This window comes from Bradyrhizobium sp. 137 (assembly GCF_023074095.1).
Taxonomy (GTDB): domain Bacteria; phylum Pseudomonadota; class Alphaproteobacteria; order Rhizobiales; family Xanthobacteraceae; genus Bradyrhizobium.
This window is the reverse complement of the sequence record NZ_JADPKU010000033.1, coordinates 79,159-96,945: the sequence shown is the minus strand read 5'-3', so window position 1 is coordinate 96,945 and position 17,787 is coordinate 79,159. Positions and strand designations below refer to the sequence as shown.

General features: G+C 65.2%; 14 protein-coding genes and 1 pseudogene. 4 read left to right on the top strand and 11 right to left on the bottom strand.

The window, feature by feature from the left end; all coding sequences use genetic code 11:
- Positions 1-4: 4 nt before the first annotated feature.
- From IVA78_RS06460 to IVA78_RS06450, 3 genes and pseudogenes are all read left to right on the top strand, one after another.
- Positions 5-391: an SgcJ/EcaC family oxidoreductase gene (locus tag IVA78_RS06460; RefSeq protein WP_247275954.1), complete on the top strand. Its 387-nt coding sequence runs from the start codon at positions 5-7 to the stop codon at positions 389-391.
- An 89-nt stretch (positions 392-480) separates the two neighbouring features.
- Entirely contained in the window at positions 481-714 is a 234-nt protein-coding gene (locus IVA78_RS06455) for a DUF2171 domain-containing protein (protein ID WP_247275955.1), read from the top strand.
- A gap of 95 nt (positions 715-809) precedes the next feature.
- Positions 810-3,087, top strand: a pseudogene (locus IVA78_RS06450) (ComEC/Rec2 family competence protein).
- Positions 3,088-3,225: 138 nt separating this feature from the next.
- Here the strand turns inward: IVA78_RS06450 and IVA78_RS06445 are convergent.
- From IVA78_RS06445 to IVA78_RS06420, 6 genes are all read right to left on the bottom strand, one after another.
- Positions 3,226-3,660: a hypothetical protein gene (locus IVA78_RS06445; protein ID WP_247275957.1), complete on the bottom strand. Its 435-nt coding sequence runs from the start codon at positions 3,658-3,660 to the stop codon at positions 3,226-3,228.
- A 554-nt stretch (positions 3,661-4,214) separates the two neighbouring features.
- Positions 4,215-4,916, bottom strand: coding sequence for a transcriptional repressor LexA (lexA, locus tag IVA78_RS06440; protein ID WP_247275958.1), 702 nt, complete (start codon positions 4,914-4,916; stop codon positions 4,215-4,217).
- 177 nt (positions 4,917-5,093) lie between these two features.
- Positions 5,094-6,305: a gephyrin-like molybdotransferase Glp gene (glp, locus tag IVA78_RS06435; RefSeq protein ID WP_247418393.1), complete on the bottom strand. Its 1,212-nt coding sequence runs from the start codon at positions 6,303-6,305 to the stop codon at positions 5,094-5,096.
- A 221-nt stretch (positions 6,306-6,526) separates the two neighbouring features.
- Positions 6,527-6,733, bottom strand: a complete 207-nt coding sequence (locus IVA78_RS06430) for a hypothetical protein (protein ID WP_247275960.1) — start codon at positions 6,731-6,733, stop codon at positions 6,527-6,529.
- 161 nt (positions 6,734-6,894) lie between these two features.
- Complete coding sequence (locus IVA78_RS06425; RefSeq protein ID WP_247275961.1) at positions 6,895-7,518, bottom strand: HAD-IA family hydrolase; 624 nt, start codon at positions 7,516-7,518, stop codon at positions 6,895-6,897.
- A gap of 16 nt (positions 7,519-7,534) precedes the next feature.
- Positions 7,535-8,668: an alpha-hydroxy acid oxidase gene (locus IVA78_RS06420; protein WP_247464839.1), complete on the bottom strand. Its 1,134-nt coding sequence runs from the start codon at positions 8,666-8,668 to the stop codon at positions 7,535-7,537.
- A gap of 319 nt (positions 8,669-8,987) precedes the next feature.
- Between IVA78_RS06420 and IVA78_RS06415 the strand changes: the two genes are divergently transcribed.
- A complete protein-coding gene (locus tag IVA78_RS06415; protein WP_247275963.1) occupies positions 8,988-10,325 on the top strand; it encodes a S41 family peptidase in 1,338 nt (445 codons plus the stop codon).
- A gap of 80 nt (positions 10,326-10,405) precedes the next feature.
- On the opposite strand, the gene IVA78_RS06410 is transcribed toward IVA78_RS06415, so the two are convergent.
- From IVA78_RS06410 to IVA78_RS06390, 5 genes are all read right to left on the bottom strand, one after another.
- Positions 10,406-13,126 carry an EAL domain-containing protein gene (locus tag IVA78_RS06410; RefSeq protein WP_247418384.1) on the bottom strand — a complete coding sequence of 907 codons (2,721 nt, stop codon included), beginning with the start codon at positions 13,124-13,126 and terminating at the stop codon, positions 10,406-10,408.
- 175 nt (positions 13,127-13,301) lie between these two features.
- On the bottom strand, positions 13,302-13,820 hold the full coding sequence (gene moaC / locus IVA78_RS06405; protein WP_247418383.1) for a cyclic pyranopterin monophosphate synthase MoaC: 519 nt from the start codon (positions 13,818-13,820) through the stop codon (positions 13,302-13,304).
- A gap of 1 nt (position 13,821) precedes the next feature.
- The gene (trpC, locus tag IVA78_RS06400) at positions 13,822-14,643 is read right to left on the bottom strand and encodes an indole-3-glycerol phosphate synthase TrpC (RefSeq protein WP_247418382.1); all 822 of its coding nucleotides are present in this window, start codon (positions 14,641-14,643) and stop codon (positions 13,822-13,824) included.
- Positions 14,644-14,650: 7 nt separating this feature from the next.
- A complete protein-coding gene (gene trpD, locus IVA78_RS06395) occupies positions 14,651-15,664 on the bottom strand; it encodes an anthranilate phosphoribosyltransferase (RefSeq protein ID WP_247275967.1) in 1,014 nt (337 codons plus the stop codon).
- Positions 15,665-15,678: 14 nt separating this feature from the next.
- Entirely contained in the window at positions 15,679-17,577 is a 1,899-nt protein-coding gene (locus IVA78_RS06390; RefSeq protein WP_247464836.1) for a SurA N-terminal domain-containing protein, read from the bottom strand.
- Positions 17,578-17,787: the final 210 nt, after the last annotated feature.

Here is a 17,787-nt window from a genome sequence, read left to right as displayed (position 1 = left end):
ACCCATGAGCAACGAAACCGACGCCATCGTTTCCGCCATCATCGCGAAATGGTGCGCCGGCTTCGCGACGCTCGACGCCGCCGCGCTGTCCTCGCTCTATGCGAGCAACGCATTCTTCTTCGGCTCCAACCCGAAACTCTATCGGGGCAGGGACGGCGTTGCGGACTATTTCAACGGCCTGCCGCGATGGCGCAAGCCGAGTGCGACGTTTTCCGAGGTGCATGCCGCGCAGGCAGGTCCTGACATGATCAACATGGCGGCAACCGTCTCGTTCGACCTCGCCGGCGAGCGTCCTGATCTCGTCGTCAAGGTGAGCTGGGTCATCATCCGCGAGGACGGCGCGTGGAAGATCGTCAACCACCATGCCTCGTCGAAGGAACCGCTGATCTGACGAGCGGGCGGCACACGGCATCGTCATTTTCGCGTGGGAAACGAACGCGCGCCTCTGACGTTGGGGTGAATCCAAACGAGGGTCCATCCATGCAGAACATCGCAGAACATATGGAAATCATCGGCGCCGATGGCGTCCATATCGGCACCGTCGATCGCGTTGAGGGCAACCGCATCAAGCTGACCAAGAAGGACAGCGGCGAGGGCCGCCACAAGGGCCACCATCATTTCATCGATAAGGGTCTCGTTGCCGACGTCGAAGGCAACAAGGTCCGCCTCTCGGCCAAGGCCTCGGTCGCCGTGACCATGGAAGAGGAAAAGTAGGGGACGTCCAAGTTCGTTCCTGATCCGTACCGCTATTCGCACAGCCGCACGTTCCGGTAGCCTCTGCACCTATCGCGTATCGTAAGGTGCAGGGAATGGCGGAGCCTGGCCGGCCAGTGCGCTCCCAGGGAGTTGCCGGAACGTGGCCGGTTGGCCGCGCCGCGCCCGCTGGCGGCTTTGCGCCGGCGGGCTTTGGCGCCTGGCCCGCGATCGTCGAGACGGCGCGCGAATGGGCGCGTGCCGAGGCCGGCGCCGGTCGGCTGTTGCCCTGGGTGCCGGTCGCCTTCGGCGGCGGCATCGCGCTCTATTTCGCTGCCGATCACGAGCCGGTGCTGTGGGTCGTTGCCGCGTCGGCCATCGCTCATGCTCGGCGCCGTCCTGCTGCGGCGGAGTCGGCTGTTCGCGCCCGCGATCATGATCGCGGCTGTCGCGGCTGGCTTTGCCATGGCGACCTGGAAGACCGCGCGCATCGCCCATACGGTGCTGGCCAAGCCACTCTATTCGGTATCGCTGTCGGGCTACGTCGAGACCCGCGACATCCGCGAGCGCACGGATCGCTTCGTGCTGCGCGTCACCGCCATGGAGGCGCAGCGCAGCGACGTCAGGCTCGAGCGCGTCCGCCTCTCGGTGCGCAAGGGGATGGCACCGCAGGTCGGCAGTTTCGTGCAGCTGAAGGCGCGCTTGATGCCGCCGATCTCTCCCGTGCGCCCGGGTAGCTACGATTTCTCCCGCGACATGTTCTTTCAAGGCATCGGCGCCTCCGGTTTTGCAATGGGCGCGATTACGGTGGCAGCCCCGCAGGAGACCGGCGGCTTGCGGCTGCGCTACGCAGCCTTCACGCAGGGCTTGCGTGATGCGATCGACGCACGCATCCGTGCGACGCTCGAGGGCGACAACCGTGCGATCGCGACCGCGCTGCTCACCGGACGGCGCGATGCCATCACCACGCCCGTCAACGACGCCATGTTCATCTCGGGGCTTGGCCATGTGCTGTCGATCTCCGGCTATCACATGGCGGTCGTCGCCGGTGTCGTGTTTTTCGCGGTGCGCGCCCTGCTGGCCTTGATCCCGGGGCTGGCGGCGGGATTTGCCATCAAGAAATGGTCAGCGGCCGCCGCGCTGGTGGCGGCTGCGTTCTACCTGCTGCTGTCAGGCGCGGAGGTCGCCACGCAACGCTCGTTCTTCATGACGGCGGTGGTGCTGATCGCGGTCATGGTCGATCGCCGCGCTATCACCTTCCGCACGCTGGCCGTGGCGGCACTGATCGTGCTCGCGGTCGCGCCGGAAGCGCTGGTGCATCCGAGCTTTCAAATGTCCTTCGCCGCAACGCTCGGGCTCGTGGCGCTGGTGCAGATCGGCATGCCGAACCTGTTTGCCTCGCCCGATCATTCCGCGACGGCCCGTATCGCGCTGTGGGGCGGCCGCGAGATCGCGATGCTATTCCTGGCCTCGCTGATCGCAGGACTTGCGACCACGCCCTATGCCGCCTTCCACTTCCATCGCGTCACCCCGTTCGGCGTGCTCGCCAATCTCGGCGCGATGCCGGTGGTCTCGGCACTGGTGATGCCGGCTGGCCTGTTGGGACTGCTCGCGGCTCCCTTTGGGCTTGACAGCGTGTTCTGGTGGCTGATGGGGATCGGCATCGACTGGATGGTCGCGGTGTCGCGCTGGGTGGCGGCACTGCCGGGTGCAGTCGGCCGGATCCCTGCCTTCGGCACCGCGCCGCTGATCGCGGCAAGCCTCGGGATCATCTTGATGGGCCTGTTGCGCACGCCCTTGCGCTGGTCTGGCGCCTTGGTGCTGCTGGCCGCCATCGCGTGGGGCCTGTCGGTGCGGCAGCCCGACATCCTGATTGCCGGGGACGGCGCCAGCGTCGCGGTGCGGGGCAGGGACGGGCAGTTGCATGTGATCCGGGCGAGCAAGGATGGCTTTCTGCTCAAAGAGTGGTTAGCTGCCGACGCCGATCCGCGCGATGCCGGGAGTAGCTCGCTGGCTGACGGCGTGTCGTGCGACGAGTCCGGCTGTGTGACGCCGCTTGCCGACGGTCGGCTGGTCGCGCTTTCACTGCGCATCGATGCGCTGGCTGAGGATTGCAGTCGCGCCGCGCTGGTGGTCACGACGCGCCCCGCGCCGCCCGATTGCGCGGCGATGGTGGTCGACCGGCAGCGTCTCACCAGCCAGGGCGCGCTGGCGTTGACGCAGCGTGGTGACGGCTTTGCGATACAGGCGGTGAGAGCAAGAGGCACAAGCCGTCCCTGGTTGCCGGCCGGCGCCGGCGAGGGTGATTTCGATGGGAGCCTTGTGCCGAGGACGGCCGCGGCCCGCAACCGGGATGCAACGCCGGCGGAGACCGACTTGCAGGTCGACGATTAGGGGCCGGACGATTAAAAACAAATGCGAAGAGTAGGTCCGGGTCCGACCGGACTCCGCAGCACACAAATTATACCATCTCGCCGGCCTCGGCCGGCGATGGCATTTCAATCCTGGCCCGACCCCGCGGGCGGGGACGGCTCAGCCAATCGGCAGGCGCGTGATCGTCGACCGGCTATCGGCAACGATCTGCGGCTTGTGCTCGCGCTCGCTGACCGGCTGCGTCACCGGCAATTGCAGCACGGTTGCGCGCTGGCCTTCGACGAGCTGCGTCACCAGCACGTATTTGCCGTCGGGGAATTCGATCGCGTCATGATGGCGGTCGGGTATGTGCGGATCGATCTTGCCGAACTTGCCGACGCGGGAGTTGATGGTGCGCGTCCAGATCCAGCGATTATCGTAACGGACGTTGTCGGCGAAGGCGAGCTCCGTTCCCGGCAGCAGGCAGACGGCCACGGTCGGATCGGCCGCGGAAGCAAAGCCGCGCGTTGAGGTGCCGCGGAACGTTGTCGACACGATCGTCTCGCCGACTTCGGCGGGGCGAGATGCAACGGCATGCAGGCTGTAGTCACACATCGGGTGCTCCTCATTCGAAGATAGCAACCCGCGCCTCCTTCGGAGGCGCAAGCCTCTATCAGAGTGGAAGCACGTAACGCTCTGCTCGGTTGTGGGCAAATCTGCGGCTGGCGTTGCCGGACACGATCACATTATCTTTCCCGAAGTCATAGGAACAAAGCTCGCTTCAGTGCATTCGGCGGATGCGAGCGCCCGTGGCCTGCGGGCGCCGAGAGGGGGAATGTGGCCAGCTTCGCCGTGGCTGTCGGTTGATGGGAGTTTAGGCGTTGCGGAATAGCTCGCTCCCTACGTGCGCAGATTGCGTGCATGGTGCTGCAATTGAGTTGCGAATGCTTGCGCGGCCGATGCAAGCGATCAGCACGCTGCGAAGGCGCTTAAAGCGATCCTGCGCACGATCTCTTCACAAGCGATGCGTGCTTGGAGCCGCATGCCGAGGATGGAGCGCCGGAGAGAGGGGCCGGATAATCTGCGCAAGACCAAAAGACTATCCAGCTGGAGCGGACCATCGTCCGCTCCAATCGGAATCATTGGTATCGAATGACCGCTGGCCCGTCTCAGTACTTGCGGTACAGCCCGATCAGCTTGCCCTGAATCTTCACCCGGTTCGGCGGCAGGATGCGCACCTCGTAGGCGGCATTGGCGGGCTCGAGCGCGATCGACGCCCCCCGGCGACGAAAGCGCTTGAGCGTCGCTTCCTCGTCGTCGATCAGGGCCACCACGATGTCGCCGGTATCGGCGCTCTCGTTACGCTGGATCAGCGCCATGTCGCCATCGAGAATGCCGGCTTCGACCATCGAATCGCCGCGCACTTCGAGTGCGTAGTGTTCGCCCGAGCCGAGCATGTCGGGCGGCACGCTAATGGTGTGACTGCGGGTCTGCAACGCTTCGATCGGCGTGCCGGCCGCGATGCGACCCATCACGGGCACCGCAACGGGACGCTCGCCTTCGTCCGCGGAAGAACTGGAGCTCGCGCGCACCTTGCCGAGATTGCCCTCGATGACGCTCGGCGTGAAGCCGCGGCGGCTGCCGGCGGCGGCCTGGAGCTCGGGCAGCTTGATCACCTCGATGGCGCGGGCGCGGTTGGGCAGGCGGCGGATGAAGCCGCGCTCCTCGAGCGCGGTGATCAGGCGATGGATGCCCGATTTCGAGCGCAGGTCGAGCGCATCCTTCATCTCGTCGAAGGAGGGCGGCACGCCACTTTCCTTCAGACGTTCGCTGATGAACCGCAGAAGCTCGTATTGTTTGCGCGTTAACATCTCGACCAAAGTCCCCCGGTTGATGTCGTTCGATTCCGAGACGCTAAATTGGAGCGGTGAACCGCTACATGCTCGAAACAAATCATGAACGGACACTATATGTTCGATATGTGTTCCGCAACTGCTTAATTTACCGTGAACGGGACAAAGTTCGCGGAACGCGTGTGGTGGATGCGTTCAGACGGGCAGGCGCAGGACCTCGCAAGGCGAGCCGGCTTCTGCCTTCGGAGCGAACGGTGCGCGGACGAGAAGTGCCTGTGCTGCAGCGAGATTCGCAAGCAGCGAGGAATCCTGGTGATTGACGGGAAGGGCCACCAACGTGCCATCGTCGCGCGTCTCCAGATGTGCGCGCAGATAGTCCGCGCGCATATCGTTTGCATCCACATCGCGGCCGAGCACGGCCCGTTCTTGTCGGTGATGAATCATGGATCGTCCCGACAAGGCGCGAATCAGCGGCACCAGGAACAGGAAGGCGCACACGTAGGATGACACAGGATTGCCCGGCAGGCCGATCACGCGCATCGCGCCGAGCCGCCCATGCATCATCGGCTTGCCCGGGCGCATCGCGATCTTCCAGAACGCCATCGCGATGCCTTCGTCCCTCAACGCCTGCTGGACCAGATCATGGTCGCCGACCGACGCGCCGCCGCTCGTGACCAGGATCTCGGCGCCGCTCTCGCGGGCGCGGCGGATGCCGGCAGTGGTGGCCTCCAGCGTATCGGCGGCAATGCCGAGGTCGATGGTATCGGCCCCCTCGCTGCGGGCGAGCGCGTGCAGGGCATAGCCGTTGGAATAGACGATCTGGCCGTGAGCGGGTGTGGTTCCCGGCATGACCAGCTCGTCGCCGGTGGCGAGGATCGCGACCTTCGGACGGCGGCAGACGGCAAGCTGCGGATGATTCATGGCGGCGGCGAGCGCGAGATCGCGCTCGGTGAGACGGGTTCCCTTGCGCAGGAGCACGTCTCCTTCGGAGAAGTCGACGCCCGCGGGGCGGATGTGGCGGCCGGCAATCGCGGCTTCCTTGATCGTGATGCGCTTGCCGTCCGCAACCGTGTCCTCCTGGATCACGACCGCGTCGGCACCGTTGGGAATGACGCCGCCGGTGAAGATCCGCACGGCTTCGCCGGGGCCCAGCGTTCCCGCGAACGGACGACCCGCCGCCACTTCGCCAATCAAGGTGAGCGTACTATCGAGCTTTGTTGCATCGCTCGCGCGCACCGCGTAGCCGTCCATCGCCGACATTGCTTCCGGCGGCTGTGTGCGCAGCGCCGGGACATCGCGTGCGAGCACGCGATGATAGGCCTCGTTGAGGGAAACCATCGCTTCAGGCAGCGGCTCCGCACCCGCCAGCACCGCGGCAAGCGCGTCAGAAACCGGCATCAGGGCCAAGGGCGGAAACTCCTGCTGAGCATATCGGCAATGGGCGGCGAAAGTTCTAGCCGAGTGCAGGCGCGAGGCAAAGGCGCCGACAGGATGATTTATCCTGCGTGATCTCCGTCATGAAGAATCGTGCTCAGACCGGTCACGGCATGATCCGGAAGGCGAGACAGACCGGTACGAGGATAGCCATGGCGAGGACGAGAAGGATGAGCGCCACGGCCGGCATCGGATCAACTCTGCGTCTGTTCGCCCGAACTGACGCTGGATGTCACGTCCGGAGCTTTGGGGCTTTGATCCTTGTCCGGCAGCGGATCGGCCTGCGACTTTAGGTCGGCGGCCTTGCTGATCAGCTTGGCGGAGAGGCGCGAATCCGAAGTTGTCTTGGCGAATTCGAGCAGCAAGGAGGCTTGCTTTGTGAGGTAGGCTTTGCCCAGCACGAGAATAAGTCCGATGTAGACGTCCCAACGGACTCATAGAGTCCGGAGGGAGGTATTCCGTTCCCGGAACTCTGTACAAAAATGTACAAAGTGAATTGGTTCCATACCCGAGCGGATTTGGGTGCCCGAAACCCGACCCCGATCCTGTTCGGCATCGGTGGTCAAATTCCCAACGCTAGCAAGGCGTTGCCGACATCACCGGGCGAGGTGACATGCACCGCCGTCAGTCCACGCGCTCGCGCCCCCTCGACGTTCTCGGCCAGGTCGTCGAAGAAGACGATTCGGCTGGCTGGCACGCCGATCGCCGCCACGACATGATCGAACGCCTCCGCATCCGGTTTGCGCAGGCCGATGCTGGACGACAGATAGAGCTCGCGGAAATGCCCGAGCACGCCGGCATATTCCTTCGAAAAATAGTCGACATGCGGCCGATTGGTGTTGGAGAAGGCATAGAGCGGCATCTGCTTCGCCGCGCGCGGCAAGAGCTCGGCGATCTCAGGCATCTCGCCGGCGAAGATCGCGTTCCATCCCTCCAGAAACTGCGCGTCGGAAATGCCGATCCCGAGCGATGAACGCAGCGATTGGAAATAATCCTCGTCGCCGATCTTGCCGACCTCGTGCAGCCGGTAGGCCTCGTCACGCACATAGCGCGCGACGATGGCCTCGGGCTGGCAGCCGGCATGCCCCGCCCAGCAGGCGATCGCCTTGGAGAAATCGATATCGAGCACCACGCGGCCGAGATCGAACAGGAGCGCATCGGCGCTGCCGGGGGAGAGTGAGGTCATCGTGTTCTTTCACATTTCAGTATCGGTAGGGCTCGTGGTCGAACAGCGGGAACGCGCTGAACACGCTCGGCGCATTCGTTGCGGTCGCCTGATGCAGGCAGGATTTGTCGATTTCGGCGAACGAGGTGGCACCCAAGAGGCCGAGGCAGCGCAGCACTTCGTCCTCCAGCAATTCCAGCATTCGCATCACGCCGGCTTCGCCGGCCGCCGCCAGCGCCCAGCATTGCAGCCGGCCGATGCCGACGATGTCGGCGCCGGCCGCGATCGCCTTGATGATGTCGGTGCCGCGGCAGAAGCCGCCATCGACCATGATCTTGGCGCGGCCCTTCACCGCCTCGACGATTTCAGGCAGCACATGCATGGCGCCGCGGCCGTGATCGAGCTGACGGCCGCCATGGTTGGAGACGTAGATCCACTCGACACCGTGATCGATCGCGATCTGAGCGTCCTCGGCGGTGGCGATTCCCTTCAGGATCAGTGGGATCCTGAACTTGTCCTTGATCATCTTCACCGTCCGCCATTCCAGACCCTTCTGGAAATCGCCGCCGGTCGCGCGCAGGCGGCTTTCGCGAACGTAGCGCTTGGCGATGTCACGTTCGCGACGGCTGTAATGGGCGGTGTCGACAGTCAGGCAGAACGCGGCATAGCCGTTCTTCTCGCTCCGGCTGACGACATCGGCGACGAAGGCATCGTCGCCGCGGACATAGAGCTGATAGAGCCGCAGCGCGTCGGGCGCGGCCTCGGCGGTCTTCTCGAGCCCCGGCTCGGACACCGAGCTCAACATGTGCGCCGCACCGAAGGTGCCGGCGGCGCGCGCGACGCTTGCCGCGCCATCGGGATCGAAGATCTCCAGGGCACCGACGGGGGCGAGCACCACCGGCAGCCGCATCCTGCGGCCGAGCTGCTCGACGGAGCCGTCGACCTTGCGAACGTCGCGCAGCACGCGCGGGCGGAAGGCGATCTCGTCCAGCGCCATGCGGTTGCGGCGCATCGTGGTCTCGGTCTCGGCAGCGCCGACGATGTAGTCCCAGGCATTCTGGTTGAGATTGGCGCGCGCCTTCCGGATGAACTCGTGTAGATTCTGGAACGGCTCGTTGCTGGCGCCGAGTTCGACGTTCCTGTCCGGCCGGATGCGGGGCGCGTCATTCATTGGTGTCCTCCCGAGAATTTGAAGTCTTGTCGCCATCGCCTAGCGTGTCCGGCCCCCCAAAACCATCCTAAAATCGCATAGCTGCGAGGCGTGGGCGGCCGACCGATGCCGCGTTGCGCGAAGCGGTTTCGGAACGTTGCCAAAAGCTTAAGCCGAGGCGAAGGGATTTCGCCGGTGTACCGCCGCCGGCCTTCCAGGCGGCCTTGAAGAAACCAGAATGGTGTTGTGAGAGGTGACCTGGATCGCCATTTGCATGGCGGCTTCCAAGCCCGAGAGATAAGCCCTCAACAGAACCGCTAAGCAAAAGGCCAGCCTATCCATGCGGAAAACCCTGCTGTTCCCCCTGGGCGCGCTCACGGGAGTGTGTCTGACCCTTCTGGTAGCCAGTCCCCACGGCAGCGTGTGGGCGGCACGGGCGGCGGCGAGCGCGGACGATGCCTATTCCCAGCTCAATCTGTTCGGCGCAGTGTTCGAGCGGGTCAAGGCGAACTATGTCGAGAAGCCCGACAGTGCCAAGCTGATCGAAGGCGCGATCACGGGCATGGTGACCTCGCTCGATCCGCACTCGCGCTACATGAATGCCAAGGCCTGGACCGAGATGCAGGAGACCACCTCCGGCGAGTTTGGCGGGCTCGGCATCGAGGTCACGATGGAGGATGGGCTCGTCAAGGTCGTCTCGCCGATCGACGACACGCCGGCCTCGAAGGCCGGCATCATGTCCGGCGACCTCATCAGCAAGATCGACGGCGAGGCCGTGCAGGGCATGACGCTCGAGCAGGCCGTCAACAAGATGAAGGGGCCGGTCGCCACCAAGACCAAGCTCACCATCGTGCGCAAGGGTGCCGACGCGCCGCTCGATGTCGCGATCACCCGCGAGATCATCCATGTGCGCCCGGTGCGCTTCCACGTCGAGAATGGCGACATCGGCTATATCCGCATCACCTCGTTCAACGAGCAGACCACCGACGGCCTGAAGAAGGCGATCGCGTCGGTCTCCAAGGAGGTCCCCCCGGAGAAGCTCGCAGGCTATGTGGTGGACCTGCGCAACAATCCCGGCGGCCTGCTCGACCAGGCCGTCTCGGTGTCGAGCGCATTCCTCCAGCGTGGCGAGGTCGTCTCGACCCGCGGGCGCAATCCGGAAGAAACCCAGCGCTTCACCGCGCATGGCGGCGATCTCACCAAGGGCAAGCCGCTGGTGGTTCTGGTCAATGGCGGCTCGGCGTCGGCTTCCGAGATCGTGGCCGGCGCGCTGCACGATCACAAGCGCGCGACGATCATTGGCACGCGCTCGTTCGGTAAGGGCTCGGTGCAAACGATCATTCCGCTCGGCGCCGGCAATGGTGCGCTGGCGCTGACCACGGCGCGCTACTACACGCCGTCGGGCCGCTCGATCCAGGCCCAGGGCGTCGCGCCCGACATCGAGATCCTCCAGGACGTGCCGCCCGAGCTGAAGGGCCGGATGGATACGATGGCGGAGTCCCAGATGCGCGGGCACTTGTCGGCCGCCGATGGCACCGAGCAGACCGGTTCCCAATCCTACGTCCCGCCGGAGGAGAAGGACGACAAGGCGCTGCATGCGGCCTATGACTTCCTTCACGGCGTCACCGCGAATGCCGTCGCCGCCAAGCGCGCGACGAAGGCTGCGGTGCCGAACTAGACTTGACGGCCTCAGACATGGATCGCCTGGGAGCGGATGACCGCTTCTGGGCGATTTCGTTTGCGGCGCAGTCTGCGAGCCTAACCGGCCTCGCGGCGTCGGCTCTCGCTGCCTTCGCGTCGGGCGAGACGGCTGCGATGCAGCGCGAACAGCTCCAGCATCTTGTCGGCCGGTTTCGCGGCGCTGAAAAGATAGCCCTGCATCTCCGAACAACCGAGCGCCCGGAGCAGGCGCTGCTGCTCTTCGGTTTCGACGCCCTCGGCCGTGGTGGTCATGCGGCGGGCGGCAGCTAAGTTGACAACGGCCTGGACGATGCTGGCGGAGCCGTCGGGGCCGGCGATGTCTTCGACGAAGCAGCGGTCGATCTTGATCTTGTCGAAGGGGAAGCGGTGCAGATAGCTCAGCGACGAGTAGCCGGTGCCGAAATCGTCCAGCGCGATGCGCACCCCGATGGCGCGAAGCTGGTGCAGGATCGCCAGCGCTGCTTCGTCGTCGCGGATCAGCACGGCCTCGGTGATCTCGAGCTCGAGCCGGCTCGCCGGGAGGTCCGAGGCGGCCAGCGCCGCCATGATCTTGAGCGCCAGCGTGCCGCTCTTGAATTGCACTGGCGAGACGTTGACGGCGAGGCGGATGTCGTCGGGCCAGATGGCTGCGTCCCGGCAGGCGGTCGCCAGCACCCATTCGCCGATCTCGTTGATCAGGCCGGTGTCTTCGGCGATCGGGATGAACTCGGCTGGCGAGACCATGCCGCGCTCGGGATGGCGCCAGCGCACCAGCGCCTCGCAGCCGGTGATGTGGTCGTCGTTCAGGCCGAGGCAGGGCTGGTAATAGACCTCGAGGCCGCCATGGGCGATGGCGTGACGCAGGTCGATCTCGAGCTGCCGCCGATCGCGAACCTTAGCGTCCATGTCCGGCTCGAAGAAGCGATAAGTGCGGCGTCCGGCGGCTTTGGCGGCATACATCGCCATGTCCGCGTTCTTCAGGATCTGATCGAGCACCTCGCCGTGTTCCGGCGCCAGCGCAATGCCGATGCTGGCGTCCGCGGTGAGATGATGGCCCATGCAGTCGAAAGGGGTGCGGATGGCCCGGAAGACCCGTGCGACGAGATCGTTGACCTGGTCCGGCGAGGTCACCGCGCTCTGCACGATGGCAAATTCGTCGCCGCCGAGCCGGGCCACGAAATCCGCCGGGCCGGCACAGCGGCGCAGGCTCTGCGCGATCGACTTGAGCAGTTCGTCGCCGACGAGATGGCCAAGCGCGTCGTTAACGCCCTTGAACTCGTCGATGTCGATATAGTGCACCGCGATCTGTTCGCCGTCGGCGATGGCGGCCAGCTGTTGCCGCAGATGCTCGTGGAACATGGCGCGATTGGGCAGATCGGTCAGCGCGTCGTAATGGGCGAGGTGCGTGATGCGCGCCTCGATCCGCCGGCGCTCGGTGATATCCTCATGCGTCGCCACCCAACCGCCGTCCGCAAGCGGCTCGTTGACGATCTGGATCGAGCGGCCGTCGGAGGTGTCGACGACCATGGCGTTGCGCACATGGACGCCGCTCAGCACGCGCGCAACGTAGTCGTCGACATCGCCGGTGAACGAGCCCGTCGCTTTCCGATGGGCGATGATGTCGTGGAAGCTGCAACCGGGCTTCACGATCGCGGCCGATAGCCCGTACATGTCGATGTAGCGTTGGTTGCAGATCACGAGCCGCCGCTCGGAATCGAACAGCAGAAGGCCCTGGGTCATGTTGTTGACGGCGCGGTCGAGACGCTGCATTTCCAGCATCAGCCGTTCCCGCGAGAGGCGGTGCTGCTCCAATAGCTTGCGCACGATCGCGATCAGCACGCCCGCGATGGCGAGCGCAGAAGACGCGGCGACCGAGATCAGGATGCCAATCTGCTCGCGCCAGTCCGTCAGGGCCGCCGCGCGCGTCAGGGTGGCCATGATCAGGATCGGGAAGTGGGGCAGGGCGCGCGAGGAGATCAGCCGGTCTTCTCCGTCGACGGGGCTCACGAAGCGGCCGGCGAAGTGATCGAGCCCGAAAACCCTCTGTTGCGAGAACGGGCCGGTCTTGAAATTCCGGCCCATCAATTCGCTGGAAAGCGGATAGCGGGCGAGCAGCGTGCCGTCTCGATGCAGCATCGAGATCGTCGCGCCTTCGCCGAGCACGACGGAAGCGAAGAATTTCTCGAAATTAGCGGGCTCGATACCGCGCCCGACGACGCCCAGGAACTCGCCGTTCGGTCCCAGGATCTTGCGCACGATCAGGATGGTCCAGGCACCCGAGATGCGACTGTGCAGCGGCTCGATCAGCACGTCAGGCGAATGCGGATCGTATTTGAAGGTGCGGAAATAGGCGCGATCGGCAACGTTCACTTTCGGGGCCGGCCATGCCGTCGACGAATTGACCAGATTGCCTTCGGCGTCGATGACGTTGACCCCACCCATGTAGGGCAACGCCTCGATCTTCGAGCGCAGCATCCGGTGGACGTCCTGCCCCGAGAGGCGCCTGCGATAATCCTCCGCGTCACGGATGCCGGTCGCGCGGACGTGGTCGACGAAATCCCGTTGGATGACCGCAAAATCCTGCAATTGCTGGTCGAAATGATGGGCGAGCATCAGCACGGTGTTTTCCAGCTCGCGGCCGGAGTTGCGCAGCGCACGTTCGCGGAAATTCTGCGCCATCAGCGTCGCGCCGACGGCGATCGCCGCGATCAGCAGCGTGCCGCCCACCACCAGCCAGCGGATCGGTCCGCTGCGCACGAAGGCCTGGTCAAAGAGGCGACTGCCGAATCTCGTCATCATGCTGGATCATTGCCGTGCACACGCCAGGATGAATTCCTGACCTCGAAAACACCCGTTGGTTTACGGGAACGGTATGGAGGCGAAGTTAGGAAGCGCGGTTAACGCGATGTGAACGGCCGGGTGCAAAGGCAACCGATGTGCGCGGCGCAGAAGGTGGATCGCTGACGTCCGCGTGTCAGGCGCGGTGATGGCCGGACTTGCCGCCGAGCTTCTCGACGAGATGGATGCCCTCGATGCGTACGCCGCGCTCCACCGCCTTGATCATGTCGTAGATCGTGAGGCAGGCGACCGAGACGGCGGTGAGCGCCTCCATCTCGACGCCGGTGGGACCCGTAACCTTCACGCTGGCGCGGACAAGGCAACCCGGCAGTTTCGCATCGGGCCCGATGTCGACCGTGACCTTCGACAGCGCGAGCGGATGGCAGAGCGGGATCAGCTCGGAGGTGCGCTTGGCGGCCATGATTCCGGCAATGCGCGCAGTCCCGAGCACGTCGCCCTTCTTGGCGTTGCCGGACACGATCAGCTCGAGCGTCGCCTTGGTCATGATGACGCGGCCTTCCGCCACCGCAAGCCGCTCGGTCGCGGGCTTGTCCGAGACGTCCACCATCCGCGCTTCACCGGACGCGCCGATATGGGTGAGGGCAGCGCCGGCCTTCGACTTGGCTGGGATTGTCTTGGATGGCTTGCGCGCCATGTCAGCGCGTACCCGTCGCGCGCGGCGCCGTCTCGCGCGCCAGCAGCGTGCGCGTGGCGGCGGTGACGTCGGCCTGCCGCATCAGGCTCTCGCCGACGAGGAAGGTCGACATGCCGACGCGCTCGAGCCGCGCAAGATCCGCGGCTGTGAAGATGCCGCTCTCGCCGACCATCAGCCGGTCCCCGGGGATCAGAGGCGCCAGAGCCTCGCTGGTCGCAAGCGTGGTTTCGAAGGTGCGCAAATTGCGGTTGTTAACGCCGATCATCGGCGAACGAAGTTTCAGCGCGCGGTCGAGCTCGGCGCGGTCGTGGATCTCGATCAGCACATCCATGCGGTAGGCGAAGGCGGCATCTTCGAGGTCTCTGGCAGTCGCATCATCGAGCGCGGCCATGATGATCAGGATGCAGTCGGCGCCATGCGCGCGAGCCTCCGCCACCTGATAGGTGTCGAACATGAAGTCCTTGCGCAGCACCGGCAGCGAGGTTGCCGCGCGCGCCGCCACCATGAAGTCGAGATGGCCCTGGAACGAGGGCGTGTCGGTCAGCACTGAGAGGCAGGCGGCGCCGCCGGCCTCATAGGCCTTGGCAAGCTGGGGCGGATCGAAATCGGCGCGGATCAGTCCCTTGGACGGCGAGGCCTTCTTAATCTCGGCGATCAGCGCGTAGTCGCCATTGGCGTGCTTCGCCTTGATCGCGCGCACGAAGCCGCGCGGGGCGGCTTGCGCCTTGGCCTTTGCCTCGACAATCGAGAGCGGCTGCGCGCGCTTGGCCGCGGCAATCTCCTCGCGCTTGTACGCTTCAATCTTGGTCAGGATATCCGACATGTCAGGCTCAGCCGTTCGAAACCGCGATCAGATGTTTTAGCCGCGCGCTCGCGGCGCCGCTGTCGAGCGATTTTGCGCCGATCGCAACCCCTTCCTTGAGGTCCTTGGCGCGTCCGGCCACGACGAGCGCGGCGGCGGCGTTGATCAGCGCGACGTCGCGGTAGGGGCTCGGCCTGCCGTCGAGCACGCTTTTCAGCGCGATCGCGTTGGCATCGGCGTCGCCGCCTTTGAGTGCGCCCGTCTCGCAGCGCGATAGGCCGGCCTCCTCGGGCGTCACCTCGAAATTCCGGATCTCGCCATTGTGGAGCGCGGAGACGAAAGTCGGGCCGGTGAGGGTGATCTCGTCGAGGCCGTCGGAGCCGTGCACCACCCAGGCTGACTCCGAGCCGAGGTTCTTGAGCACCTGCGCCAGCGGCTGCACCCATTGCCGCGAAAAGACGCCGACCATCTGCCGCTTCACGCCAGCCGGATTGGAGAGCGGACCGAGCAGATTGAAGATCGTGCGCGTCGCGAGCTCGACCCGGGTCGGGCCGACGTTCTTCATCGCGGGATGGTGCGCGGGGGCGAACATGAAACCGATGCCGCATTCGCGCACGCAGTGTCCGACCTGCTCGGGCCTGAGGTCGATCTTCACGCCGAGCGAGGCCAGCACGTCGGCGGCGCCCGAGCGCGACGACAGCGCGCGGTTGCCATGCTTGGCCACCGGCACGCCGGCGCCGGAGACGATGAAGGAGGCGCATGTCGAGACATTGACGGAGCCGGAGCCGTCGCCGCCGGTGCCGACGATGTCGACCGCATCAAGCGGCGCCGTCACGGTCAGCATCTTGGAGCGCATCGCCGTCACAGCGCCGGTGATCTCGTCCACGGTCTCGCCGCGCACCCTGAGCGCCATCAACAGGCCGCCCATCTGCGAGGGCGTGGCCTCGCCGGACATCATGGCATCGAAGGCGGAGGCGGCTTCGTCACGCGACAGGCTGGCGCCGGTCGCCACTTTTCCAATGATCGATTTCAGGTCGTCCATCGCGTGCTTTCAACTCACTGGTTCGCGCCGGTCACCTGCGCGAAGGCGGCCTGATTAATGGTGGTCCCGATGTCGGTTTCAAGCTTGTTGACGTAGGAAGCGACCTGCTCCTCGGTCTGCGCACGGTCGAGGCTGTCCTTCAGCTTCTTCACCGCCTCGGAGGCTGCGTCGACCGCGGGTTCGACGATGTCGGTGACGCGGAAGATGATCACTTCGCTGCCGCCGCTCACGGGCGTCTGCCCGACGCCGTCCTTGGCGGTACGGAAGGCCGCCGACACCACAGTTGCGGGCACGCCGGCAGGCGAATCGTCGCGCTTGAAGCCGGTTGCGGTCTCGACTTTGGCGCCGATCGCAGCGGCCTCATCGGCGAGCTTGCCGCCGGATTCGAGCTTCTGCACCATCTCGGTCGCCTTGGCCTTCAGCTTGGCCGCGACCTGGTCCTGGCGCCAGCGCGCCTCGACCTGGTCGCGGACCTCGTCGAGATTGCGGTCGCGCGAGGGCGTGATGGCGAGGACGTCGTACCAGACATAGCCGCCTTTGAACGAGATCGGGTCGTTGTCGACGCCGACGTCGGTGTTAAAGGCCTGCGACACCACGTCGAGACCCTGCGGAATGTTGGCGACCGGCTGGCCGTTCGGGGCGCGGCCGGAACGGTCGACGGCGTCGATGGTCACGGCCGTGAGCCCGAGCTTCTGTGCCGCGTCGATCACGCTGGAGCCGCCCCCACGCTCGTCCTCCATCTTGTCGCGGAGATCCGCGACCTTGACGCGCGCGCGCTCGGTCGCGATCTCGCGCTTGATATCGCTGGCAACGCTCGCGTAGTCCGCCTCCTTGCCCGGTTCGATTTTCTCGACCTTGACGATCGCGACGCCAAGCCCCCCCTGGATCGGCTGGCTGATCTCGCTGGCAGGAAGCGCGAAGGCGGCTTCGCCAACGGCGGGATCGAGCGAAGACTTGGTCACGAGCCCGAGGTCGACGTCGGAGGCGCTCAGCCCGCGCTCCTTGCCGAGGTCCTCGAACGACGTCCCGCCGACGAGGCGCTCGCGTGCGGTCTGCGCGTCGGCCATGTTCGCAAACACGATCTGCTGGATCTGGCGCTTCTCCGGCGTGCCGAGCCGGTCCTTGCGCTGGTCGAACACTTTCCTGGCGTCCTCGTCCGAGACCTCGGTCCACTTGCCGATCTCCTCCGGCGAGACCACGACGAAGGCGACCTTGCGATATTCGGGCGCGCGGAACTGGACCTTGTGATCCTCGAAATAGGCGGGGAGCGTCTCGGGCGAGGGCGCATCGATGGTGCCTGCCTGCGCGGCGTCGAGCCTGACGAACTCGATGGCGCGCTGCTCGTTCTGGAAGCGCGTCAGTACGTCGAGCATCGTTTTCGGCGGCTCGAGGCCGGCGCCGATCGTGCCGGTGATCTGCCGGCGCAGCGACACCTTGCGCTGCTCGGCGACGTAGCGCTGCTCGGTGTAGCCGAAATTGCGGATCACGGCCTGGAAGCGGTTCGCATCGAAGTTGCCGCCGACGCCCTTGAAGTTCGGGTCGTTCATGATGACCTGGCGGATCTGCTCGTCGGACTGGCCGAGCCCGAGCCGACGCGCCTCCTCGTCCAGGGCGGCCTCCGCAATGGTCTGCTGCAGCACCTGACGATCGAGGCCGAAGGCGCGCGCCTGATCGGGCGTCAGCGGACGGCCGAACTGGCGGCTGATCTGTTGCAGGCGGTCCGTGTAGATCTGGCGGAACTCGTTGAGCGAAATCTCGGTGCGGCCGATCTTGGCCACCGTGGACTGCCCGAAGCCGCGGAAGATGTCGGCGATGCCCCAAATGCCGAAACTGACAATCAACACGCCCATCACCACGGCCATAATGGTCTTGCCGAGCCAGTTTGATGAGGCCTTGCGCATTCCTCGAAGCATTTGGTCCAACTTGTTTGGCAGGAGGGGAACGGGAGCGCGTCTTAATGCAGATTCCGCAAAAGCGCGTCACCAAATTGATAGATCATCATAAAGTGGCGGCTTTCCCCCCGCAACCTCGCCTCAAGCGGCTGCTCGAAGCTGCGGTTAAAAGCCCCGAGGTCTGGAACTGGCGCGACAGCTCTGCTAGCGCATGCACAAACCTCATTTTGC